A 23860-nucleotide genomic window follows, 5' to 3' on the forward strand; every position below is an offset into this window, starting at 1 on the left:
TATGGATTGATTGTCGCCTATGTTGAAAAAAACGGTTCAGGCCTTTGCCTGTTTCGTAGCCGCTTCGATGATATCATTCATTCTCGAGACAAAATCCGCGGTGCCTTCCAGATTACCCTCGAGCAGCAAAGCCCCCTCATAAAGCTGATTCATGGTTGTTCGAATAATCGGATCATTTTCGTTGAGCATGCAAAGACTTGCGAGATTTTTAATAACCGCATGGGAAGGGTTTATCTCCAGCACTTTTTTCCCCGAGGCATCCGACTGGTTCATCATTCTCAGCATTTTTTCGATCTGCGGATCCATGTCGTCTTTTCCGGAAACCAATGTGACCGGAGAATTAACCAGGCGGTGAGACTCAATCACATCTTCCACCTTGTCCCCAAGAGCCTCTTTGAAAATCCTGAGAACCGGTTCGATCATGTTTTTACCGAGTGCATCCTTTTCCTCATCTTCTCCGGCCTTGAAATCGATATCCGCTTTTTCAATGGATTTGAGAGGTTTCTTGTCATACTCGTTAATCGAAGGAATAACAAAAACATCGACCGGATCCACCAGAAGCAACACCTCGATACCTTTTTTACGGAAATATTCCAGGTTCGGGTTCGATAACATCTGCTGCCGGTTATCACCTGACAGATAGTAGATCTCCTTCTGATCGTCAACCATACGATCTACATATTCCCGAAGCGTCACAAATTCACCATCTTCGGTTGTAGTACTCTCGAACCTCAGAAGTTCGATAAGCTTGTCACGATTGGTAAAGTCGGTATTGAGTCCAATCTTGACCACCGGACCGAATGCCTTGTAAAACTGACGGAACTTTTCTTTATGGTCCTGGGCGAGTGACTCGAACCAACCAATGATCTTGGTGGTAAGAATCTGACGGATTTTCGCCATGACCGGGCTGTTCTGAACAACCTCGCGTGACACGTTCAGCGGAAGATCTTCAGTCTCTACAACCCCTTTTACAAAGCGAAGATACTCAGGAAGCAGATCCTTACATTCATGCTGGATCATAACCTTTCTGACGTAAAGCTGTGGACCATGGTTCTCGAGAGCGCCCTGCTGGTAAAGCATATCCATCGGTGCTTCTTTGGGAAGAAAAAGCAAAGCCTTGAAAGTAACAGCACCTTCCAGAGAAAGATGGAGATAATCCAGCGGCTCCTGATAGTCAACCGAGATAAACTTGTAGAACTCATTGACCTCTTCATCTTTGATTTCACTTTTCGGCCGCTGCCAGAGAGCTGTGATACTGTTGATTTTCTTGTTATCGAGATAGATCGGAAAATCGACAAAATTGGAGTACTTCTTGATGATGTTTTCAACCCGAAACTCTTCAGCGAACTCTTTGGCATCTTCCTTGAGAATAAACGATATCTTCGTACCGCGTTTTTCCCGATCGATGGTTTCTATCGTATAGGTTCCCTCACCAGATGAACGCCACCTGCACCCCTGAGAATCTTCTGTCTTCGTCTCGACGGTAACCTCATCGGTAACCATGAAAACAGAATAAAAACCGACGCCAAATTGGCCGATAAGATTGGCATCGATACCGTTCTTGTCAGGTTGCTGCTCTTTTAAAGCCTGCAGGAACCCAAGTGTGCCGGACTTGGCAACTGTCCCGAGATTTGCGATCAGCTCATCCTCGCTCATCCCGGTACCATTGTCTTCGATAATAAATGAGCGCTCTTTTTCATCGAGCGTAATGGTAACTTTCAACTCTTCTCCTTCGGACTGGACCTCGTTTTCAGTCAATTGACTGAAATGGACTTTATTCAATGCATCAGAAGCATTGGATATCAGTTCCCGAAGAAAAATCTCAGGATGTGTATACAGCGAATGAACGATAAGGTTCAAAAGCTGTTTCATCTCTGCCTTGTATTCGAACTCCTGTACTTTCTGCTGTTTTTTTTCGCTCATCCTTTTCTGTCTTGTTTTCAGTTTTTTGGGGTAAAAATTATCCATGCACAGACCCAAACCAACAGTGCTCCGCGCCGTTATCTGAGAAATTGTGGCTAACATTAACAGCGGGAATATAATATACCAAACCCTGAACAGCACATTACATTTCCACTTTCTACAAAAAAACGATCTTTTCAGGAACGCCTCAACTGTATCAAGAGTTCGGCAAACTCACGAAAAGCACCATCTCCTCCGTTGGTCTTGCAAATATAGTGAACCACAGGACGAACAAAATCAGTGGCATCTCCAGGACAAGCAGTCAACCCTTCAACGGCAACGGCATCCATGATCCCGAAATCGTTGACGTCATCTCCTATATAAGCCACCTCGTTGAGCGCAAGACCGTTTTCCGAAAGAACGCTTCCAAGCTGTGCCAGTTTATCCTTGATACCAAGATAAAGATGTTTGATTTTCAGTTTCTCTGCCCGCTTTTTAAGATTAAGAGACATTTCACCCGTCATGATTCCTGTAATAATCCCGACGGCCTCCAATCTCTCGACGCCCATCCCGTCGCGTATTGAATAACGCTTTAGCTCTTCACCACGCCCGGAATAATACACTCCATTATCGGTCATAACACCATCATTGTCGGAGAGCACAAGTTTTATATTTTTTGCCCGACGCAAAAACTCTTCGGTTGACAGCTTTATCATATCCTGTTTCGCTATTTTTTAAACACTTGCAAACAAGGGATTTAATATATCATTTTAACAACTTATCAAACAGCAATCGTCAATTGCCCACAAGTTATCAACATTTCGCCAACACTTAAAAACATTGCAAAGCCTACCACATGTAACCGGTACAGCAATGTCATAAAAAAGTTGACAAAAAAACTTAAACTTTTTATAAATAGCAACTTAACCACTACGCTCTTATTCGTGCCCTGTTTTCCAACAACTACATCGGGACGCCACGATGTGCAACAACTGTTCCAACTTTCAACACTCATCGTTGACAAATGCAAAAAAAATTGTACGCAAAAATATCACCAATTTTTCGATGAGGATTATATTGCATCGTACGGCAACGAATCATATCGAACATTAAACGTTTCAAATCGTGAATTTCACACTGAACCTTCCCGAGGTCGAGGCATTACTCAGAGAAGATGTCCCCTACTTTGATCTGACAAGCTCTTTACTCAATCTTTCATCACAAAACGCAGAAATTCTGTTTACCCCGAAAGAGCCGGTCATAGTATCCGGTAGCGAAGAGGCAGCCAAAATTTTCACCTTACTCGATGTCACAACCGAATTGGTTGTCGCAAGCGGTCGAAAAGCCCTTACGGGAGAAACCGTATTGAAAGCCAATGGCAATGCTGAAAAACTTCACATGGGCTGGAAAGTCTCTCAAAACATTCTGGAACATTTTTCCGCAATAGCAACAAGAACACGCTCGATGGTTGAGGGAGCAAACCGTAGCGGAAAAAGTGTCGAAATATGCGGCACCCGCAAACATCTCCCTGGAACAAAACATCTTTCGCTCAAAGCACTCTGCTCTGGCGGAGGCTCTCCACATCGATTGGGACTTTCCGACTCCATCCTGTTATTTTCCAATCACTATGACCTGCTTGGTGGTTTGGAAAACTTATGCACCGATCTTCAATCCATAAAAGCACGATGCCCGGAAAAGAAAGTCGCTGTTGAAGTCGAAAGCATCGGTGATGCGATCATGATCGCAGAAGCAGGCGCTGATATCGTACAACTCGACAAACTCTCAGACGAGTCGGTCAGGAAAATTGCCGAGACGTTAAAGCAAAGAGGCAATGAAACAACGATTGCTGCGGCTGGTGGGATAACCGACATGAATGCGGAAAAATACGCTGCAGCCGGTGCCGATGTACTTGTCAGTTCCTGGATGTATTTTGGTAAGCCTGCCGATTATAAAGTGGTTATCCACAATATCTGAAAGAAGAAGATGAGGTTTGCCATCTATCGAACGGAACAGAATCTGGAATAATGATTTCGAGAGAAAACCTTCGAGTGGAAAAAACCTGCCCTGATCGATACAGGACAGGCCGAACGGAGAAAAACAACAATCACTACCTTACCTTAAACAAACATTTCCCACTTTTGGTTCTAGTGATTCCATCAATTCTGCAATTTCCTTTCTGCCCAACCTCTTTGGGGCAATAGCCTGAAGAGTTTTTGACGAATTACATTCTTGAAGAAAATAGGGGATACGAACCAGCCGAACCAGCTCAGCGATATCATTTTCCGAGTGATGCGATCCGAGTAGTGTCGTACGAATTTCGCAATCGATAACGGCATCATGCAACAGAGCCAACGATCGCTTGACATCAGCCAGCATGGTTTCGCTAAAATGCACCCCACAAACAGAAGCGTACTTCCGGTGATCCAGAACGTTTTTAACGTCCATAGCGACATAATCGACAAGCATATCACTGATAAGCGTCTCCAGCATCTGCGGGTTGGTCCCGTTTGTATCCAGCTTCACTTCCAGGCCCAAAGACTTTATCTGCCGGATACAATCCGGCAAAGACGAATGCATGGTAGGTTCTCCTCCGGTAATGACAACCGCATCGAGAAGGGATCTGTTCGACGAAAGCCACTCGAGGATTCCTTTCACCTCATAGGGCTTCGAATGCCGGAGCAGATCCGGAAGAACGAGTTCCGGATTATGACAGTAGATACACCGAAAATTGCATCCTCTGGTAAAAAGAACTGCAGATACCCTTCCGGGAAAATCGCTGAAACTCTGCTTGAGAAATCCTCCGATCGGCAAACGAAAACCTTTTTTTCCGCCAGCCTGCTGTTGCAATCCACCGCTATCGTTCATGACACACAGATCGGAGCCCCCTCATTCTTCCCTGTTGTCTCGGAGCTGGGAGAATGTTTGCCGTCAAAGAGCTTGCGATCCTTGAATTCCGCCTGCTTTCCCGCGTTCCATTGCTCGACGGGCCTGAGATACCCGACTATACGCGAAAAAACCAGGCACTTCTGCACCTCCCCCTTTTCACGACAGAACGGACACTCCTGATGCTCACCGGCCAGATAACCGTGCGAGGGGCAAATGCTGAATGTCGGGGAAAGTGTTATGTAAGGTAATCTGAAATTTGCCGTGATTTTCCGAACAAGCTGGCGTGCCGATAATGCAGGAAGATGTTGTTCACCGAGAAAAGCGTGAAAAACGGTTCCCCCCGTATAACGAACCTGCATCTCATCCTGCAAGTGCAGCGCTTCGAACAAATCATCGGTAAAGTTGACCGGTAGTTGTGAAGAATTGGTATAGTAAGGTTCCGCCCCTTTCTTGCTTGCCTGTTCATTGGCAACGATGATATCGGGATAAACTACCTTGTTCAGCCTTGCAAGACGATAGGAGGTTCCTTCCGCAGGTGTAGCTTCGAGATTGTATATATGGCCGGTTTCCTCCTGAAACGCAACAAGACGATCACGCATGAAGTCCAGAACTCTCAAGCTGAAGGCAGCCCCTTCCGGATCACCAATTGCACATCCAAGAAAATTGAGGCAACACTCGTTCATACCGAGCAAACCGATGGTCGAGAAATGATTGTCCCAGTACCTGCCGTTTTTCCTGTAGAGATTACGCAGGTAAAACTTCGAGTACGGATAGAGCCCTTGCTCTGTAAGACGTTCAATCACTTTTCTCTTGATTTCAAGACTGCTTTTGGCAAGCTCCATAACCCTTGACAGACGTTGAAAAAACTCTTCTTCCGAAGAAGAGAGATAACCGAGTTCCGGCAGATTGATCGTCACTACCCCCACTGAACCTGTCAGCGGGTCGGAACCGAAAAGCCCTCCGCCCCTGCTTTGCAGCTCACGTTTATCCAGACGAAGACGACAGCACATACTCCGTACATCATCAGGGTTCATATCAGAATTGACAAAATTCGAGAAGTACGGGATCCCGTACTTTGCCGTCATCTCCCATATACCGTCGTAGACAGGGTTTTCCCAATCAAAATCCGGTGTGATGTTGTAGGTAGGAATCGGAAAAGAAAATACCGAACCATTTGCATCTCCGTCGAGCATCACCTCGGCAAACGCCCGGTTGAACATATCCATTTCAACCTGAAAATCACCGTATACCTCGTCTTGTAACTTCCCCCCGACAATGACCTGTCGGTTTTTCATTGGACCCGGAACCAGAAGATCGAGCGTCACGTTGGTAAACGGAGTCTGAAACCCGACTCTGGTCGGCACATTCATATTGAAAAAGAATTCCTGCAGGCACTGCTTTACCTCTTCATATTCAAGATTATCATAACGGATAAACGGAGCGAGCCATGTATCGAAACCGGAAAAAGCCTGCGCGCCGGCAGCCTCTCCCTGCATGGTATAGAAAAAATTCACGATCTGACCGAGAGCGCTCCTGAGATGCTTCGCCGGAGCACTGTTAGTCTGACGCTCCACTCCCCGAAAACCGTTCATCAAAAGATCCTCGAGATCCCAGCCAACACAATATACACTCAACGAACCAAGATCATGAACATGCATCCGCCCCTCCTTGTGAGCCTGAGCGATTTCTGCCGGGTAGATCTCATTGAGCCAGTATTGCGAACTGATGATGCTCGAAATATGATGGTTCAACCCCTGAAGTGAGTAACTCAAGTTGGCATTTTCCTTCACACGCCAGTCCTTGAGGTGCAAGTAATCATCGACCAGATCGATGTTGGCGAAGATCTCTTTCGCTTCCCGCATATTGTGATGCTGAAATCGATAAATGATATATGCCTTTGCAGCATCGAAAGCATGATTTTTAAAGAGCACCTTTTCAACGACATCCTGAATCTCTTCGACCGAAGGAGGTTCGTGTGAAACGTTTCCTCCAAGTGATGTAGCAACCTGGGCGCTCAGTTCAGCAGCATACTGCCGGTCAGGATTTCCTACAGCCCGTAGGGCTCTGAAGATCGCGAACGTGATTTTATCCTGATTGAAACGAACAATCCTGCCATCACGCTTGGTGATCATCTTCGTGTCATCACACATCATCTTGTTTTCCATCATGAGCATCATAGTTAGAATGTGAAAAAGCCTGTACAGGCATGCTCCCGCGGAAAACAGCTATGAAAGGGATATCGAGAAAGGAAAAAACAGCCTCATTCCAGTCACATGCTTTTGGACGCGAAAGCATAATCGTTATACCTATCAGCAACCGGGTAGTTGCTGAAACAATAAGGCACAAGACAGGTCTCCTGGCTTACCCTTTTTCACGGCGCCTTCCCATTCCATGAAAGGAACAGTGGCATACTGCCGGAAAACATTTCAATGGGCTTACAGTTGCGCGTCAGCTCACGATTTTCACGTGATTCCCTATTAAACCCCGATTAAGGGGTATCTTGCCTCATCAGAATTGTCGAAAGAACATCTTGTTTGAATGTAAAAATATTGCCGCTGTTGACAAAAACAAAGAGATCAATTGAAAAAAATGCGATCAGGAATCAGAGGCAAGATTTTCTAACGGCAACACATCTTACCCAAAAGAACCGAGCATCGTTCTAGGACGATAACACGTTTTTTTTCGAATGATTATGGTGAATTGTTTTTTGGTATCATCGAGGATATTCACTATAAAGTGAAGTCTTTGACAAAAAGCATCGGTTATCCCCAAAAGCATCTTGGAAGTTTTGATAACAGCACAATATCAAGAATCGCTGGTAATACTGTCACCGCCATTCTTGATCAACGAGACGTAACAACCTATATGCCATACAATTTTTACGCCGGACCTTGCAAATTGCCCGAATCGGTCATCGAACGCATCCGCAACGAGTTTACCGATTACCGGGGCAGCGGAATGTCGGTGATGGAAATCAGCCATCGTGCACAGCCGGTTCTGGATCTGCTTGAACGCACACAGGAAAAGATTCGACGATTGATGGGATTAGCCGTTGATGACGATGTACTGCTCTTGCAAGGAGGAGGCACATTGCAATTCAGCATGATACCGATGAACCTTTCAGCGGCAGGAGAACCTGTCGATTACATTGATTCAGGATACTGGGCAGCTAAAGCCATAGAAGCCGCTCGCCAACTGGAACGGGATGTACATGTTGCCGGTAAGGCTCATGATACGATTCCTACTGCACTCGATATCCGAGCCGATGCCCGCTATCTGCACGTATGCACCAACAATACGGTAATGGGTACGCAATGGCAAGGCATACCGAAATCTCCGGTGCCGCTGGTGGCCGATATGAGTTCGGACATTCTGAGCCGAAATATCGATACCGGACGTTTCGCTTTGATTTACGCTCATGCACAGAAAACCATAGGTGCTGCCGGCGTTACCGTGGTGATCGTCCCGCGGAAAACTCAAGAGATGATACAACCTGGCCTGCCCTCTTTTTTCGATTACCGCACTCATATCGATGCCGGATCAAACCATCATACACCACCAGTATTCGCCATATACGTCGTTGAGTGTATGCTTGATTGGCTGGAAAAGGAAATCGGCGGCCTGGATACCATGGAAACCCTTAACAGACAAAAGGCTGGTCTGCTGTATAAAACACTGGACGCATCTACGCTTTTTCACTGCCCTGTACCTTCGAAATCACGTTCGATGATGAATGTGGTTTTCGATACGGTTAACCCAAAGATCGTCCCGATCTTCAACCAGAAAGCAGAAGAAGCAGGACTTCTAGGACTGCAGGGACATCGCTCGCGTGGAGGATTTCGGGCAAGCCTTTACAACGCGGTGACACCTGAAGAGGTAGAGACATTGGCCGGATTTATTACCGATTTTGAACACTGCTATGGTTGAAGTCGATTTGCCTTCGCTTTTCAAGTTGTGCCTAAAAAAGGTTGATCGCATGATCTTTCTTTCTCAAGTCAAGCACATGAAGTTGTAGGCAACAATCGAAAAAGAGACCTCTGCTTGAAAAAAACAGAAACACTCAAGAAGCTTAAGCGTATTGCACTCGGCAATTGAGTTTCTCGATGGTCTCACAGACAATCCTTGTTTTGCACAACTCTCCGATAAACACGGTTGAAATATGTTCAGTTGGAAAACCGTATTGTTCGACAAATTCCAAAGCAGCTATTATATCCAATGATTTCAACTGCTTATCCGACAAAACCTTACCGACCAACTGCCTGAAATGACCGTTTTCAACGTTGATTTTTTGGCCTTTCCTGACAATGGTATTCGGCAAAAACACCGCATACTCTCCACTGTAGGAATGTAACAGCTCATTACATCGCTCCTTTTGAAAGACAAACAGATTCAGTTCAATGTTGCCAACCCTGCTCCCCAGAAATTGATCCCCTAACCTGGCGATATCATAGCCTGCGGCTAAAAACAAGGGAACCCCGGGCATTTTGTTTAATTCAGTGAACTTCCCGCCGGATATGGATGGAGGCGCGCCTATATCTTCGGTGATATAATCAATTCCGACACTGTGCAAGCCACAATAGCGCGCAATTTGTTTCGCATGATTCAGAATATCGCGATGTACATTTTCAAACAGTTCGGTACTACCGCCTCCTCCTAAATTAGTATTTCTGCGCAGGGTAACTTTTTGGTCTTGCTCCAAAACCGTCCTCAAGTCGTAACCTTGAACCAGAAGCGCTTCTTTGACCGATGCATCGATTTTTATTGGCCTCAGATAATTACTTACATAAAGGTTTCTGGTTCTTTTGCTGTTGACAGCGTTTATCAGCTCACGAATGCTCCTTGCACCATCACCGATTACAAAAGGAGCAACGCTGCTGGCACAACCAATAAAATCTCCCCGAAGGAAAAGCAGCCGATAATCTCTTCCAGGAACATGTTCTTCAACCATTATCTCATTACTTTTCCCGGTATATTTCTTCGCCTCGGCATAAGCAAATCCAACGTCATCGAATGCTCTTATATTCGCAGTCACTCCCCTTCCGCTATCTGAATGAACAGGTTTAACCGCACAAGGAAAACCAATATCATGCACCGCAGCGAACAGTTCATCACGATCCTTCACAATCTTATACTGCGCTGTCGGTGCACCAACGGCATTGAAAATATTTTTTCCCGAGAGTTTGTCGGTTTTAACCTCACGTTGTAAATCCTCTATAGTACTTGTTTCAAAAAAAATCTTCGATTTTTTCCCCATTCCATAGAGCCATACTTTTTTATCAAGATTTTGGTAGAACAGTTTTTTTGATTTCGCGGCAGTAATCAATGCGTGCGCTTGAAAATCCGGGTGCCCCCTCTGACACTCATCCCAAAAGGCGTTTAATACCGAATACACTTCATGCTCTTTTCCCTTTGAACCCCTAAAGAGCAACTTCAGTAGAATGTTTACAGCCTTAACTGTTAACTCGGGCTTGTGGAATTCGACAAAAAGGACAGGAACCATGTTGTCAACGACATAACCGCTTTCTTCCAAGTCCCCTCTTACATAGTTCAGAATGAAAATCGCAGCACTCGATAAAAACTCAAAAACATCATTTCTGACAATGGCACTTTGTTCGTCAAAAGTGTGGCTATATCCAAAACTTTTCTGCAGATACTTGGCGAGCGCGACAAACGAACGCTGCATAACCGACATTTTTTCCTCCGAGATCTCTTCAAAACAAAAAACGACGGATGGCCGCGTACAATAACGATTCGGCCCCCAATAGGTTGAAACGTTTACTTTCATTTCATTTTCCAAAACAGATAACATCTACTCTTCTTCGGCCACAAGCATTTCCCTGATCTTCAGCAGTTCTTCATGTCTCTCATCGCTGGTTTCAGGGTATGACATATTCAGTGATTTAAAGGTTTCAAGTATGATCGAAGAAACAATGAGGCGTGCGTTCTTCTTGTCATCCGCCGGAACGACGTACCAGGGAGCCCGTTCGGTACTTGTAGCCTCGAGACACTCCTCATATGCTCTCATATAATCATCCCAGTACTTTCGCTCTTCGATATCGGCGATACTGAACTTCCAGTTTTTCTCATGCTCGTCAATTCTCCGCAGAAAGCGTTTACGCTGCTCTTCTTTTGACAGGTGCAAGAAAAACTTGACAATTCTGGTCCCGTTATGGTACAGATGATGCTCCATATTGTTAATTGAACGGAACCGGTTTTTCCAGACATCGTTACCGTTCAAGAGGTCCTTTGGAATTTTCTGACTCATGAGAATTTCGGGATGTACCCTCACAATGAGTACCTCTTCATAGTACGATCGGTTAAAAATACCGATGCGCCCCCTTTCAGGAAGCGCGCAGTTTGTTCTCCAAAGAAAATCGTGATCGAGTTCCTTTCTGGAAGGATGTTTGAAACTGAATACCTGGCACCCCTGGGGGTTTATACCCGACATGACATGGCGAATCACACCGTCTTTTCCCGCTGCATCCATAGCCTGAAAGATCAGAAGTACCGCATAACGGTCATCTGCGTAGTGGATCTGCTGTAGCTCACTCAGCTCCTTGACATGCTCACCAAGTTTCTCCTTGTATGCATCCTTGGAAGAATACATTTTCGGAATGTCCGTCGGCCACTTTTTCAGCGCGACCTTTCGACCCTCGACAACCCTGAAATCTTTCAGCCTTATCTTGCTCATCGCAGCAGAAGAAACGGATTAAAGAAATAGCGTTACTTTTTATAAATAAACTGTTTTCAAACTGAAATGAAAACAACCGGCTATTTCCGTACACCAAAATTGATATCCATACCTCCAGGAAGATGGTCACCAATCCTTCGACATCGTTCATTCATGCCCGGATAAGCGATGGGACAGACACAAAAGCCGGCTCTCGTGGAAAAAAAGAAAAAAATACCCTAGGAGAAAAGTCATCTAGAACTTGATGGGGCACCTATAGAAAAAATTGGAGTAACCACCCCGGGTAAGGTCCCGGGGATGGCAAACATGAGAGGAACAATTGGCATTTCGATATATGCAAAGTCTTCTGGATCCTCAATTCCGCAATCTCGCAGAGCTGAGCCGGGGAAAGAATTTCGCCCCAGACCTTCTTATCTGCCGGTCATTCTGGCGGGAATAACCCATTCGTAGAACTGTTCACTTGTCAGGTAGCCGAGCTCCTCGGCCGCTTCTCGCAATGTTGTACCTTCGGCATGAGCTTTCTTTGCGATCTCGGCAGCCTTGTAGTAACCGATGTGCGGATTGAGCGCAGTGACCAACATGAGTGAATTTTCCAGATGCTCCTTCACCCTGGGATGGTTCGGTTCAATCCCGCAAACACATTTTTCAGCAAAAGAAACACAGGCATCTCCAATCAGTTCGGCAGACTGCAACAGATTGTAGATCATGACAGGTTTAAACACATTGAGCTCGAAATGACCGTTCGAGCCCCCTATGCTGACCGCAACATCATTGCCCATCACTTGAGCACAAACCATAGTTATCGCCTCCACTTGCGTGGGGTTTACCTTGCCCGGCATAATGGACGATCCAGGCTCGTTTGGCGGGATAACGATCTCACCGATACCGCTACGGGGACCTGAGGCAAGCATCCGAATATCGTTTGCAATCTTCATGAGACTCACAGCAACCTGCTTCAAGGCACCATGAGATTCGACAACGGCGTCATGAGCAGCAAGAGACTCGAATTTGTTTTCAGCGGTCACAAAAGGAAGGTCTGTCAGAAATGCAATGGTCTCTGCAACTTTTTCAGCATAACCATCAGGTGTATTGAGGCCGGTACCTACAGCTGTACCGCCAAGTGCAAGCTCCGCAAGGTGAGGCAACGTGTTCTCGATGGCCTTGATGCCATGATCGAGCTGAGAGACATAACCGGAGAATTCTTGGCCGAGCGTAAGAGGCGTAGCATCCATCCAGTGAGTCCGTCCGATCTTGACGACTTCATCCATCTCCTCGCATTTTCTGGCAAGCTCGCCGCGAAGTTTTTTGATTCCGGGAATGGTTTTTTCGACGAGTACTTTATACCCTGCGATATGCATGGCCGTCGGAAACGTATCGTTGGATGATTGCGACTTGTTGACATCGTCGTTGGGATTGAGGAGTCGATCTCCCTCTCCGAGCCTGTTTCCAGCAAGCACATGAGCCCGATTTGCAACGACTTCGTTGACATTCATATTCGACTGAGTACCCGACCCGGTCTGCCAGACCACAAGGGGAAACTGGTCGACAAGCTTTCCACCGATAATCTCATCGCATACGCCAGCGATAGCGTTCCGCTTCTCTTCAGGAAGGACACCAAGATCGCAATTCGTGATAGCCGCTGCTTTTTTCAGATATCCAAAAGCTTCGATGATCTCGATCGGCATCGACCCGGACGGACCGATTTTAAAATTTTCAACAGAGCGCTGGGTTTGAGCTCCCCAGAATTTATCGGCGGGGACACGTACCTCCCCCATGGTGTCTTTCTCGATTCTGTAATCCATGATCGCTTGTGTGTAGTAGTTGTGTAAATACCCTTTGCGAAATGACGCAAAAAGCTAAAGATAGGAAAAACCAACCACTCTTCTATCCAATCACGGGAACAGGCCGAATCTCTTCAGCTACGCCAAAGGTTTTCTGATACTTTGTTATGGAACGCAAAATAATTTCCTTTGCCGTATCCGCATCCTGGAACTCTTCTACCAGAACCGTTTTATTTTCGAGCGCTTTGTACTCCTCGAAAAAGTGTTTGAGTTCGGAATGGAAATGCGGTCTTATCTCATTGACATTATTGATGGTGCTTACACTCATATCGCCGTCGGCAACTGCGATAATTTTGTCGTCACTTTCACCGTGATCGATCATTCGCATAACCCCGACAACACGCGCACGTACAAGACACATCGGGACAATTGCGCACTGGGATAACACTACGATATCAAGAGGATCATGGTCCTCTCCAAGAGTTTTCGGGATAAACCCGTAATTGGCAGGATAAAAGACAGAGGAATAAAGCACTCTGTCAAGTTTGAGCATTCCTGTTTTTTTATCAAGCTCGTACTTAGCCTTGCTTCCTTTGGAAATCTCAATGATGGAATTGACGATATGTGGCTGCTCTTTACCAATCTCAACGTGATGCCATGGATTAAAATTCATAGTAAGCGTCGCTGTTAATGGGTTATGGTTTCGGTAGGAATACCAACTGAAAATCTGAAAAAAAAGCTGTGGAAGTATACAAAGATTCCTGAATTTTCAAAATGTAACCATGAAGAGATAATCAAAAACACCCGACATGTCAGTCGGCAGCATCAACTACGGCCTTCATGCCGGGCCCTGAATACCCCGAGCAAACGAAGAGCCTCGAAGAAAAAACATTGACTGTGATCTTGGTATACCGCCTTTCAGCCTCTTACTTTTCGTCATTTCCCACCGCTCGACAGAGCACAACCGACAACGTCTTGAGCTTCGGCAAGAATGGCATCCAGATGCTCACTGCCGAGAAAACTCTCTGCATATATTTTGTATATATTTTCGGTACCTGATGGTCTCGCTGCAAACCATCCGTTATCGGTTACAACTTTCACCCCCCCTATTGCAGCATTATTACCGGGAGCGTCGGAAAGAATGTCGGAAATTTTTTCCCCGGCAAGCTTATCGATACTCAACTCCTTTGGCGAAAGCATTTTCAGCCTTGTTTTTTCATCTGGAGAAGCCGGGGCATCGATCCTTGTATACATCGGCTCACCCAGATCACGGGTCAAACCACCGTACACTTCGCCGGGATCGCTTCCAGTTTTTGCGATTATTTCCGCAGCAAGCAGTGCAGGAATAAACCCGTCTTTGTCCGTCGTCCATGCCTTACCGTCCATTCTCAGAAAAGAAGCACCCGCACTTTCCTCTCCGGCGAATCCCAGTGAACCGCTCAACAGACCGTCGACAAACCATTTGAAGCCTACGGGAACCTCATAGACCTTTCGACCGAGTTTTCCAGCAACCCTGTCAATCATACTGCTGCTTACCAGGGTTTTGCCGATCATGGTACTATCGGCCCAATTCTGCCGATGCTGAAAAAGATAATCGATGCAAACGGAAAGAAAATGATTGGGCTGCAGTAAACCTGAACTACGGGTTACAATACCATGACGGTCGTAATCCGTATCGCAGGCAAACGCTATATCGAACCGGTCTTTTTGCTCGATCAAAGGCTGCATGGTGTAAGGAGAAGAGGGATCCATACGGATTTTACCATCCCAGTCGACGCTCATGAACCGGAACGTCGGATCGACGGTTTTGTTCAATACAGTAATGCCCAGACCATATCTCTCGGCAATCCTTTCCCAGTATGCCAATCCTGCCCCGCCAAGAGGATCCACCCCTATAGAGAGTCCCGATTCGGCAACAGCCTCCATATCGATCACAGCGTCAAGGTCCTCGATGTACCTCCCGGGATAGTCGTACCGATGCGTAGTCGGAGCCGATAGCGCTTTTTCGAAAGGCACTCTGCGAACATCCTCGAGCTTTTGCTCAAGAAAGTCGTTTGCCTTCTTCTCGATCCATGAAGTAGCCTCACCTCCTGCCGGACCACCATGAGGAGGATTGTACTTGATTCCTCCGTCACTCGGAGGATTATGGGAGGGGGTCAGGAGAATACCGTCCGCCATCCCGTTCACTTTTTTTTCGTTCCATGTCAGGATAGCGTGCGATACCACCGGCGTCGGAGTATATCGCTCTTCACCGGCAATCATCACCTCGACGCCGTTGGCCGCCAACACCTCCAATACGGTAACGAAAGCGGGCTCTGAAAGCGCATGGGTGTCGATTCCTAAAAACAAAGGCCCGGTAATATTTTCCTTCTTTCTGTACATGCAGATCGCTTGCGTCACAGCGAGAATGTGATGTTCGTTGAAAGAACAATCAAGGGATGCCCCTCTGTGACCCGAAGTACCGAAAGAAACCCGTTGGGCTGAAAATCCTGGATCGGGTTTCATAGAAAAGAATGCGGTAACGAGACGGGGTACATCGACAAGCATCTCTTGTTCAGGAAGCCGGCCGGCATGGGGATGGACTTGCATGATTAACTGGGTTAGAGGTGAAAAACCTTTTTTCTCGGGACACCGAAACATAGACAACCATAAGCGAAAAAAAGTTGCATCGAATATGCATTGGCAGGAGATTTACATTCTTTTGAAAGTTATCATTTCCCTGCGTCTGCCGAAAAGCGCACTCGAGGACTATTTTCTTTTTCCTCATCAGCTTTGTATCTTTGGCCCTTTCCCGCCGGAAATGATTTCAAACCAAAAGACAGCGATGCGGACTGCACAGCAGTAACGGCGGCGGTGCCATATATGAATTCTGAACCATGAATCTTGAGCAAGAGATAGAAAAAAGAAAAACCTTCGCCATCATCAGCCATCCCGATGCCGGCAAAACGACACTTACCGAAAAATTCCTGCTTTTCGGAGGGGCCATCAAAACAGCCGGTGCCGTTAAGCAGAACAAGATAAAAAAAACCGCCACCAGCGATTTCATGGAAATCGAAAAACAGCGCGGAATTTCCGTGGCGACATCGGTCATGGGTTTCGAGTATAAAGGGAAAAAAGTCAACATTCTCGACACTCCGGGACATAAAGATTTCGCAGAAGACACATACCGCACCCTGACTGCGGTCGACAGCGTCATTCTGGTGATCGACAGCGTCAAAGGTGTTGAGGCACAGACAGAACGCCTTATGGAAGTCTGCCGAATGCGGAATACCCCGGTCATCATTTTTGTGAACAAGATGGACCGGGAAGGCCGAAACCCATTTGAAATCCTTGACGAGCTCGAAGAGAAACTGCAGATACAGGTAAGGCCTCTCACTTGGCCAATCAGCCAGGGGCAAAGTTTCCAGGGAGTCTACAACCTTTATCACAAGCAGCTCAACCTTTTTGAACCCGACCAGACAAAAATTACTGAACAACAAATCGAAATTCAGGGAATAGAAGATACCGAACTCGACCGCTGGATATCTGAAACCTTTGCCGACAAACTTCGTGAAGAAGTAGAACTCATCGAAGGAGTCTACGAACCTTTCAGCAAAGGGAGTTATCTTGACGCATCTCTTGCACCGGTTTTTTTCGGAAGCGCCGTCAACAATTTCGGCATCAAAGAAATGCTCGAAACCTTCCTCGATATCGCCCCGAGCCCGGAAAAACGTGAAACCGATCAACGTGTCGTCAAAGCTTCTGAAAACAAACTGACCGGTTTCGTCTTTAAAATCCATGCCAATCTCGATCCGAACCATCGAGACCGTACGGCATTCTTCAAAATTTGTTCAGGAAAATTCGAGCGTAACACCTTTTATTTTCATACCCGGCTCGGGAAAAAAATGCGTTTTGCCAACCCCACCCAGTTTATGGCAAACGAAAAAAACCTTATTGAAGATGCATGGCCTGGAGACGTCATTGGCCTCTATGACAACGGAAACCTTAAAATCGGCGATACGCTTACGGAAGGAGAAGAACTGCAGTTCAGAGGAATACCGAGTTTCTCCCCCGAAATTTTCAAAGAGGTTATCAACCGTGACCCGTTCAAATCAAAGCAGCTGGAAAAAGGTCTGCGCCAGCTAACAGAAGAAGGTGTCGCTCAGCTTTTCCTGCAATACGGCAACCGAAAAATCCTCGGTACTGTTGGTGAACTGCAATTCGATGTCATCCGTTTCAGACTCGAACATGAATACGGTGCAAAGTGTGATTTCACGCCGCTGCGCTACTTCAAGGCCTTCTGGATCACCCCGAAAGACAACAACCAGTACGACGAGTTCCTGCGCCGAAAATCATCGGTTATAGCTGAAGACAAAGAAAAACACCCGGTATTCTTTGCCGAAAGCGAATGGATGCTCAACGTCGCCAAAGAAAACTACCCCGGAGTTATGTTCCATGAAACCTCGGAATTCAAAACAGAAGGAAACTCCTGAAAAGAATCCTTTCACCGTCCTTTGTTAATTCCCTGAAAAACATACATTGTACACAAAAGAATCTGAAGAAATCACAATGGATATTATGGTAAGAAATGTTCAAGCCCAAACTCTTCGTTTTGCTTCCCGAACTTGATCGGGAACGACTACTCAAAGACATTACTGCCGGAATTCTTGTCGGCATCGTTGCCCTCCCCCTCGCAATCGCATTCGGAATAGCCTCCGGAGTTTCACCTGAAAAAGGACTCATCACCGCCGTTATCGGCGGTTTTATCGTTTCACTGCTGGGTGGCAGCCGCGTACAGATCGGTGGCCCTACCGGTGCGTTTATCATTATCGTCTACGGTATAGTCCAGCAATATGGCATCAACGGGCTCATGCTTGCAACGATCATGGCAGGCGTAATTCTCATTATCATGGGAGTTGCGCAGTTCGGTTCATTGATCAAGTTCATTCCCTATCCGGTCATCGTCGGTTTTACCAGTGGTATCGCCGTTATTATTTTTTCAACCCAGGTCAAAGATTTTCTCGGGCTTGACATTGAAAATCTTCCCGGTGATTTCATAGGAAAATGGGGACAATATCTCTCTCACCTCGGAACTCTGCACATGCCGACGTTGGCAATCGGGTTCATTGCGCTTTCCATCATCATCTTCTGGCCGAAAGTATCGAGAAAAATACCGGGCTCAGTCATCGCCATTCTGATCACCACGGCAATGGTGCAATTGCTGCACCTCGATGTCGCAACAATTGAAACGAGATTCGGGGAGATTCCGTCAACGATCCCTGCTCCCTCGATACCCGAGTTCGATCTGTCAACCATTCAGAACCTCATTATGCCGGCGACAACCATAGCAATCCTTGCCGCAATCGAGGCACTGCTCTCGGCGGTCGTTTCCGATGGCATGATCGGAGGGCGCCACAAGTCAAACATGGAGCTGATAGCACAGGGAGCGGCAAACATCGTGTCTCCCCTTTTTGGAGGCATACCCGTCACCGGCGCGATAGCGCGAACGGCCACGAATGTCAAAAACGGTGGCAGAACACCGCTTTCAGGCATAGTTCATGCCATCACCCTGCTTTGTATAATGCTGCTTTTCGGAAGTTGGGCAAAACTCATCCCCATGTCAACACTTGCAGCCATACTGATTGTTGTCGCCTGGAACATGAGCGAATACCACGTGTTCCGTCAACTTCTCAAAAGTCCGAGAGGAGATATCATCGTTTTATTGACCACCTTTGGGTTAACGGTGATTTTCGATCTGACAATCGCAATAGAGGTTGGCCTATTGCTGACCGTTGTGCTTTTCATGCAACATATGGCAGGTATCGCAAACGTAGAAATCATCACTCGTGAACTGAAAGACCGCGAAGAGGATAGCAATGATCCGAATGCCATTGTCAACCGTGACGTTCCGGATGGAGTGGAGGTGTATGAAATCAATGGACCATTCTTTTTCGGCGCCGCCTCAAAATTCAAAGAATCCATGCGAATCGTCGAAAATCCACCACCAGTGAGAATACTGCGCATGCGCAACGTCCCGGTGATCGATGCAACCGGCCTGAACATGCTAAAGGAAATGGTTGCCGACAGCAGTCGGACCGGAACAAAGTTAATCCTTTCAGGAGTCAACCCGGAGACACTCTCGACAATGCGACAGTACGGTATTACCGATGAGATTGGTCAGGAAAATATTGTAGACCATATCGACAGCGCTCTCGACCAGGCAAAACAATTACTCGACAATTCACTTTCAGCTCTGAAGAAATAAACGTTTAGCGAAGTTTTGTTATTTTCTACTTGATAAACACTCTCCATGTAACCAGAAGTTTTTAAACCATTTCCCCTTATATGGAAACACGACAATTCGGTAGTACAGGAATGGACATCACGTCCATCGGCTTCGGCAGCTGGGCAATTGGCGGAGAAAACTGGTCTCACGGCTGGGGACCTCAGGACGACAATCAGGCTATAGAAGCAATAGAGTGCGCCCTCCAATCGGGCATCAACTGGATTGACACCGCTGCTGTTTATGGGCTCGGCCATTCGGAGGAGCTTGTCGCAAAAGCGCTCGAAGGCACAACCGACAAGCCCTACGTTTTTACCAAATGCGCTCTTGTCTGGGACAACAACCGTCAAATCGGCAACAGCCTCAAACGTGACTCAATCCGGCGGGAATGCGAGGCAAGCCTGAAACGCCTGAAAACCGAAACCATAGATTTATACCAGATTCATTGGCCTAACCCGGAGGAGGATATCGAAGAAGGTTGGGGAACGATGGCTGAACTGAAAGAAGAAGGACTTGTAAAACATATCGGTGTATCGAACTTCAATGTCGAGCAAATGAAAAGAGCGCAGGGCATAGCACCTGTCGCTTCGCTTCAACCCCCCTACTCCATGCTTCGCAGAGGAATCGAAAAAGAGATCCTTCCTCACTGCATGGAGCATGATATCGGAGTCATCATCTACTCCCCGATGCTTTCCGGCATGCTTTCCGGCAAGATGACACGCGAGCGGGCATTACAGTTACCAGAAAACGATTGGCGGCGCAATAATAAGGAATTCCAGGAACCACGTCTTGCACACAATCTCGAGCTTGTTGAATACCTGAGAACAATCGGAAAAAAACATGGGGCATCTCCCGGAGAAGTAGCCATTGCATGGACGCTTTGGCACCCTGGCGTTACTGGCGCTATAGTCGGAGGACGTAGTGCTGAACAGGTAGAAGGAATAGTCGGTGCTGCCGATCTAATGCTCGATCGGCAGGAAGTCGATGCAATTGAGACATTTGTCTCATCGATGCCGGAATAAGCTCCTTCTTGATAGCATAACAACTCAATTCAGGACTCCGACCCAATGCCAGAGACCTTATATGAAAAGAAACTAAAAAGCCTTCTTGCATCTGCAGGGATACAGGTAAACGGACCGAACCCGTGGGACATCAGGGTACTGGATCCTCGTTTCTACAAACGGGTCATCACTGAATCCCACCTCGGTATTGGTGAATCCTACATGGATGGATGGTGGGAATGTGATGCACTTGAAGATTTCTTTTATAAAGTGCTGCGAGCGAAACTTGATAAAAAAGTTTCACAGTTCACTCGCGTTCTCAGTAACCTAGCCGGTATCCTGATAAATCTTCAGCATCCATCGAGAGCCTTCCACGTTGGAGAAACCCACTACAACATTGGAAACGACCTTTACGAAGCCATGCTTGATAAACACATGCTTTACAGCTGTGGCTATTGGAAAGGAGCGGACAATCTCGATCAGGCTCAGGAAAATAAATTACGGCTGATTTTCAACAAACTACAGCTCGAACCAGGCATGAAAGTGCTCGATATCGGATGCGGCTGGGGAGGAGCTGCCCGGTTTGCCGCTGAACAGTATGGAGTCCGTGTTACAGGAGTTACCGTATCGAGCGAACAGGCCAAGAAAGCCGAAGAACTGGGGCAAAACCTGCCGGTCGATGTCAGGCTGATGGACTACCGTGACATACAAGGAACCTATGACAGAATCTATTCCATCGGTATGTTCGAACATGTCGGGGTGAAGAATTATCAACAGTTTTTCGAGATCACCTCACAATGCCTGAAAGATGACGGCCTGTTTCTTCTGCACACTATCGGAAGCAAACGCTCATCGATGAATACCGACAAATGGACCCATAAATACATATTCCCGAATTCCATGCTCCCTTCTGCAAAACAGATCACAACAGCGAGTGAAGGGCTGCACGTCATGGAAGACTGGCATGCATTCGGTAACGACTATTGCAAAACACTCAAAGCATGGCACATAAACTTCGAACACCACTGGCCAGACTTGAAGCGCGCCTATGACGAACGATTCTACAGGATGTGGCGATATTACCTGCTTAGCGCAGCAGGCTCCTTCCGCGCCCGTAATGTTCAACTCTGGCAGATACTCTTTTCGAATAACGGAATAACAGGGGATTTTTATGTAAGCCGTGAAGCGGGAGAACTCATTGTCTAACAATATCTGATACACCTCTTCTGCCGTTCGTCCGATATGCCAGCTTGAGAACAGCTCACTTGATGTCCTCTAAATCAGGAATGTCATCGATATCGGGAATATCGTCATCAATTATGACCTGTATTCTTTCCATTTCTTCGCTTTCGGGCTCATCCGGCTTTTTATCCATTATTTCTTTTTCAGATGAAGAAACCGGCTCAACAGGAACAGTCTGCTCAAACAACGACAACTGTGTGGAATATTTTGCCTTACCGTCTTTCCCCTGAACATTCTTTTTTCCCTCTTCAAACGAGCCATCCGTTTTCCCCTTGCATACAGGAACCTCGGAACACGAAGGAGGAATGGCAGAACGACCTCTACCTCTCATAAAATCAGCCATTTCCCGGTCGAGAGACTCCTGGACGGCATCCTCAACTTCATTACGGATAACTTGCATCAACCGCATCGAATCCCCCCGGTACTCGGCCATTTCTCTACGCAATGCACTGACCGCTTTCTCGATTTCAGCACGTTGCCGTCGCGGTAAAACGGTAAACATCATGGCAAGAATAAAGACAAGCAGCATCAAGATGATCAACAAAAGGTAAGTCATCATCGACATTTGTCATCGTTTCCTACTTCATTAATCTTCATGAGGGCGCCATCAATAGGCAAGCAGATAACGAGAATTCTCCCCCACCACAACACGAGAGAACTCTTCAACCAATGTAAAACATTTTACCTACTATTAACAACCCAGAATAGGGGACGTTGTAAATAATTTACACATATTTAAAATTCCGAACAATTTGCGCAACAGCAGATGTAGAAATTTTTAGTATTCTTGCTATCTCTGCAAGTGAAAACCCGTATTCTTTCACAAACTTTTCTACAAGTGTTTTTCGAACCTTTGATACTGAACGAATTCTGCTTCCCGAAAGCAACTGACTTAACCCTATGCCATTTTTTTCGCATAATTCCTCAATATCAGCATGAGCTTTTGCTTTTATTTCATCGAAATCAAGCACATTTACCTGACTCTTTACCGACTCATCTGCATCCTCAAGTATCTTGCTAACAAAGGAACCGTCTCCTAAAATTCGTTCATCGCTCAATTGCTTTTCCTTTCTAGCTCGCATTCCTTGCACTGCCGACCATCCTCCAACAGAACGAACAAGGCCACCCCCAGTCAATTCAGGTTGATGACCTTTTTGAACCTCTTCTTTCAAAAAATTTCGATAGGCATACATTGCCATTCTTTCTTTTTCTCCAAAATGATGAAGAACAAAATCACGATCTTGCCAGTCATTTGAAAAAACATTCATTACGACCGTATGCCCACTCCATGGATATGCATCAAGATCATCCAAAGAATTCACCAGTCCGGCTCTTAAAGGGTTTAAATGTATATACGCAACCAAACGTATAAAATAACGATCCTCTTGACAGACAATTGATTTGTATCGATTTTGGAAAAGATGGCCTTGCCTATCATGTCGCCTGTTATAGTTACTTGCATAGCCACTCAGCAACCTTCGCATAAAAGTAGACATCCCTGCTTTTCCACTTCGAAGTAGGATATGTGCATGATTATTTAATAGCGCCCATGAATAGATTGTCGTACCTGTTTCCGGAACAAGTTTTCCCATACGGGAAACAAAATCATCTCGATCCTTATCATCAGTAACAATATCCCGCTTTTCAATTCCCCGAAGCATTACATGGTGCAGGGTTCCTGGTGCGTCTAGTCTTGGACCTCTTGGCATTGTAACGATTTTATAACCTTTTATAGCTTTTATCCTTGTATCGATGACAAATATACAATTTATTTACAACGTCCCCTAATATTGACAAAGGAAAAGGCGGTTACAGAACTTGCCGTAACCGCCTGTGTCGGGGTGGCGGGACTCGAACCGGATTATAATAAAATAACTTACAACGATTTGATATATTTTTACCCCCTCCTTAACCCTCATAATACCCTATACCGAAGACTGTTTTGTTCATATCGGTGCGGATCATTTGTATTCCTTTTTCGATCCCGCGAGAGCCGAAATAAAAACCGAATGCCGTCAGGTCGAGTGCGGTTAGCAACTCTATCCAGGGGTTCATCAGCGCTACTTTTGTTTCCGGAAGATGAAATATCGTCGCC

At 46.2% G+C, this 23860-nt stretch carries 19 protein-coding genes and 1 riboswitch; of the genes, 7 read left to right on the forward strand and 12 right to left on the reverse strand.

The annotated features are described in order from the left end of the window. Window positions 1-36 precede the first annotated feature (36 nt). Together htpG and QZ209_RS06915 are read right to left on the reverse strand one after the other, a co-directional pair. The gene (htpG, locus tag QZ209_RS06910) at window positions 37-1923 is read right to left on the reverse strand and encodes a molecular chaperone HtpG (RefSeq protein ID WP_294346245.1); all 1887 of its coding nucleotides are present in this window, start codon (window positions 1921-1923) and stop codon (window positions 37-39) included. A 176-nt stretch (window positions 1924-2099) separates the two neighbouring features. Then, complete coding sequence (locus tag QZ209_RS06915) at window positions 2100-2618, reverse strand: HAD-IIIA family hydrolase (RefSeq protein ID WP_294346246.1); 519 nt, start codon at window positions 2616-2618, stop codon at window positions 2100-2102. A gap of 409 nt (window positions 2619-3027) precedes the next feature. On the opposite strand from QZ209_RS06915, the gene modD reads away from it, so the two are divergent. After that, a complete protein-coding gene (gene modD / locus QZ209_RS06920) occupies window positions 3028-3876 on the forward strand; it encodes a ModD protein (protein ID WP_294346247.1) in 849 nt (282 codons plus the stop codon). A gap of 138 nt (window positions 3877-4014) precedes the next feature. Here the strand turns inward: modD and QZ209_RS06925 are convergent, their stop codons facing one another. After that, window positions 4015-4767, reverse strand: a complete 753-nt coding sequence (locus tag QZ209_RS06925; protein ID WP_294346249.1) for an anaerobic ribonucleoside-triphosphate reductase activating protein — start codon at window positions 4765-4767, stop codon at window positions 4015-4017. After that, complete coding sequence (locus QZ209_RS06930; protein ID WP_366515758.1) at window positions 4764-6920, reverse strand: ribonucleoside triphosphate reductase; 2157 nt, start codon at window positions 6918-6920, stop codon at window positions 4764-4766. Before QZ209_RS06930 ends, QZ209_RS06925 begins: the two co-directional genes overlap by 4 nt. 196 nt (window positions 6921-7116) lie before the next feature. Next, window positions 7117-7306: riboswitch (cobalamin riboswitch) on the reverse strand. Between the two features lie 347 nt (window positions 7307-7653). Here QZ209_RS06930 and serC point away from each other — a divergent pair. After that, entirely contained in the window at window positions 7654-8715 is a 1062-nt protein-coding gene (serC, locus tag QZ209_RS06935; protein WP_294346253.1) for a 3-phosphoserine/phosphohydroxythreonine transaminase, read from the forward strand. Window positions 8716-8857: 142 nt separating this feature from the next. Here serC and QZ209_RS06940 read toward each other — a convergent pair whose 3' ends face one another. The 5 genes from QZ209_RS06940 to pgm form a co-directional block, all read right to left on the reverse strand. Then, on the reverse strand, window positions 8858-10471 hold the full coding sequence (locus tag QZ209_RS06940; RefSeq protein ID WP_294346254.1) for an ATP-grasp domain-containing protein: 1614 nt from the start codon (window positions 10469-10471) through the stop codon (window positions 8858-8860). Window positions 10472-10597: 126 nt separating this feature from the next. Further along, complete coding sequence (locus QZ209_RS06945; RefSeq protein WP_294346256.1) at window positions 10598-11479, reverse strand: ADP-polyphosphate phosphotransferase; 882 nt, start codon at window positions 11477-11479, stop codon at window positions 10598-10600. Window positions 11480-11889: 410 nt separating this feature from the next. Next, window positions 11890-13281: a class II fumarate hydratase gene (fumC, locus tag QZ209_RS06950; RefSeq protein ID WP_294346257.1), complete on the reverse strand. Its 1392-nt coding sequence runs from the start codon at window positions 13279-13281 to the stop codon at window positions 11890-11892. An 82-nt stretch (window positions 13282-13363) separates the two neighbouring features. After that, entirely contained in the window at window positions 13364-13933 is a 570-nt protein-coding gene (locus QZ209_RS06955) for an inorganic diphosphatase (protein WP_294346258.1), read from the reverse strand. 263 nt (window positions 13934-14196) lie between these two features. Then, on the reverse strand, window positions 14197-15849 hold the full coding sequence (gene pgm / locus QZ209_RS06960) for a phosphoglucomutase (alpha-D-glucose-1,6-bisphosphate-dependent) (protein WP_294346259.1): 1653 nt from the start codon (window positions 15847-15849) through the stop codon (window positions 14197-14199). On the opposite strand from pgm, the gene QZ209_RS06965 reads away from it, so the two are divergent. The 5 genes from QZ209_RS06965 to cfa all read left to right on the forward strand — a co-directional run bounded on the left by QZ209_RS06965 (window position 15848) and on the right by cfa (window position 21729). Beyond that, a complete protein-coding gene (locus tag QZ209_RS06965; RefSeq protein WP_294346260.1) occupies window positions 15848-16105 on the forward strand; it encodes a hypothetical protein in 258 nt (85 codons plus the stop codon). The two genes, pgm and QZ209_RS06965, sit on opposite strands and share 2 nt — an antisense overlap. Before the next feature lie 31 nt (window positions 16106-16136). Beyond that, on the forward strand, window positions 16137-17732 hold the full coding sequence (locus tag QZ209_RS06970; protein WP_294346269.1) for a peptide chain release factor 3: 1596 nt from the start codon (window positions 16137-16139) through the stop codon (window positions 17730-17732). A 95-nt stretch (window positions 17733-17827) separates the two neighbouring features. Further along, window positions 17828-19504: a sulfate permease gene (gene sulP, locus QZ209_RS06975; RefSeq protein WP_294346271.1), complete on the forward strand. Its 1677-nt coding sequence runs from the start codon at window positions 17828-17830 to the stop codon at window positions 19502-19504. Between the two features lie 80 nt (window positions 19505-19584). Beyond that, window positions 19585-20544, forward strand: a complete 960-nt coding sequence (locus QZ209_RS06980; RefSeq protein ID WP_294346275.1) for an aldo/keto reductase — start codon at window positions 19585-19587, stop codon at window positions 20542-20544. A gap of 45 nt (window positions 20545-20589) precedes the next feature. Beyond that, window positions 20590-21729, forward strand: a complete 1140-nt coding sequence (cfa, locus tag QZ209_RS06985) for a cyclopropane fatty acyl phospholipid synthase (protein WP_294346277.1) — start codon at window positions 20590-20592, stop codon at window positions 21727-21729. A 55-nt stretch (window positions 21730-21784) separates the two neighbouring features. Here the strand turns inward: cfa and QZ209_RS06990 are convergent, their stop codons facing one another. The 3 genes from QZ209_RS06990 to QZ209_RS07000 form a co-directional block, all read right to left on the reverse strand. Beyond that, complete coding sequence (locus tag QZ209_RS06990; protein ID WP_294346282.1) at window positions 21785-22324, reverse strand: hypothetical protein; 540 nt, start codon at window positions 22322-22324, stop codon at window positions 21785-21787. A 166-nt stretch (window positions 22325-22490) separates the two neighbouring features. Continuing rightward, a complete protein-coding gene (locus QZ209_RS06995; protein WP_294346286.1) occupies window positions 22491-23474 on the reverse strand; it encodes a transposase in 984 nt (327 codons plus the stop codon). A 199-nt stretch (window positions 23475-23673) separates the two neighbouring features. Then, the coding region (locus QZ209_RS07000; RefSeq protein WP_294346289.1) for a hypothetical protein at window positions 23674-23860 on the reverse strand (187 nt) is incomplete at its 5' end.

The organism is Prosthecochloris sp., from assembly GCA_015482705.2.
Taxonomy (GTDB): Bacteria; Bacteroidota; Chlorobiia; order Chlorobiales; family Chlorobiaceae; genus Prosthecochloris.

Excerpts from the sequence above, each read along its gene's own strand:
- htpG (WP_294346245.1), bottom strand. The coding sequence starts at position 1,923 with ATGAGCGAAAAAAAACAGCAGAAAGTACAGGAGTTCGAATACAAGGCA.
- QZ209_RS06915 (WP_294346246.1), bottom strand. The coding sequence starts at position 2,618 with ATGATAAAGCTGTCAACCGAAGAGTTTTTGCGTCGGGCAAAAAATATA.
- QZ209_RS06925 (WP_294346249.1), bottom strand. The coding sequence starts at position 4,767 with ATGAACGATAGCGGTGGATTGCAACAGCAGGCTGGCGGAAAAAAAGGT.
- QZ209_RS06930 (WP_366515758.1), bottom strand. The coding sequence starts at position 6,920 with ATGATCACCAAGCGTGATGGCAGGATTGTTCGTTTCAATCAGGATAAA.
- serC (WP_294346253.1), top strand. The coding sequence starts at position 7,654 with ATGCCATACAATTTTTACGCCGGACCTTGCAAATTGCCCGAATCGGTC.
- QZ209_RS06940 (WP_294346254.1), bottom strand. The coding sequence starts at position 10,471 with ATGCAGCGTTCGTTTGTCGCGCTCGCCAAGTATCTGCAGAAAAGTTTT.
- QZ209_RS06945 (WP_294346256.1), bottom strand. The coding sequence starts at position 11,479 with ATGAGCAAGATAAGGCTGAAAGATTTCAGGGTTGTCGAGGGTCGAAAG.
- fumC (WP_294346257.1), bottom strand. The coding sequence starts at position 13,281 with ATGGATTACAGAATCGAGAAAGACACCATGGGGGAGGTACGTGTCCCC.
- QZ209_RS06955 (WP_294346258.1), bottom strand. The coding sequence starts at position 13,933 with ATGAATTTTAATCCATGGCATCACGTTGAGATTGGTAAAGAGCAGCCA.
- QZ209_RS06965 (WP_294346260.1), top strand. The coding sequence starts at position 15,848 with ATGATTAACTGGGTTAGAGGTGAAAAACCTTTTTTCTCGGGACACCGA.
- pgm (WP_294346259.1), bottom strand. The coding sequence starts at position 15,849 with ATGCAAGTCCATCCCCATGCCGGCCGGCTTCCTGAACAAGAGATGCTT.
- QZ209_RS06970 (WP_294346269.1), top strand. The coding sequence starts at position 16,137 with ATGAATCTTGAGCAAGAGATAGAAAAAAGAAAAACCTTCGCCATCATC.
- sulP (WP_294346271.1), top strand. The coding sequence starts at position 17,828 with ATGTTCAAGCCCAAACTCTTCGTTTTGCTTCCCGAACTTGATCGGGAA.
- QZ209_RS06980 (WP_294346275.1), top strand. The coding sequence starts at position 19,585 with ATGGAAACACGACAATTCGGTAGTACAGGAATGGACATCACGTCCATC.
- cfa (WP_294346277.1), top strand. The coding sequence starts at position 20,590 with ATGCCAGAGACCTTATATGAAAAGAAACTAAAAAGCCTTCTTGCATCT.
- QZ209_RS06990 (WP_294346282.1), bottom strand. The coding sequence starts at position 22,324 with ATGATGACTTACCTTTTGTTGATCATCTTGATGCTGCTTGTCTTTATT.
- QZ209_RS06995 (WP_294346286.1), bottom strand. The coding sequence starts at position 23,474 with ATGCCAAGAGGTCCAAGACTAGACGCACCAGGAACCCTGCACCATGTA.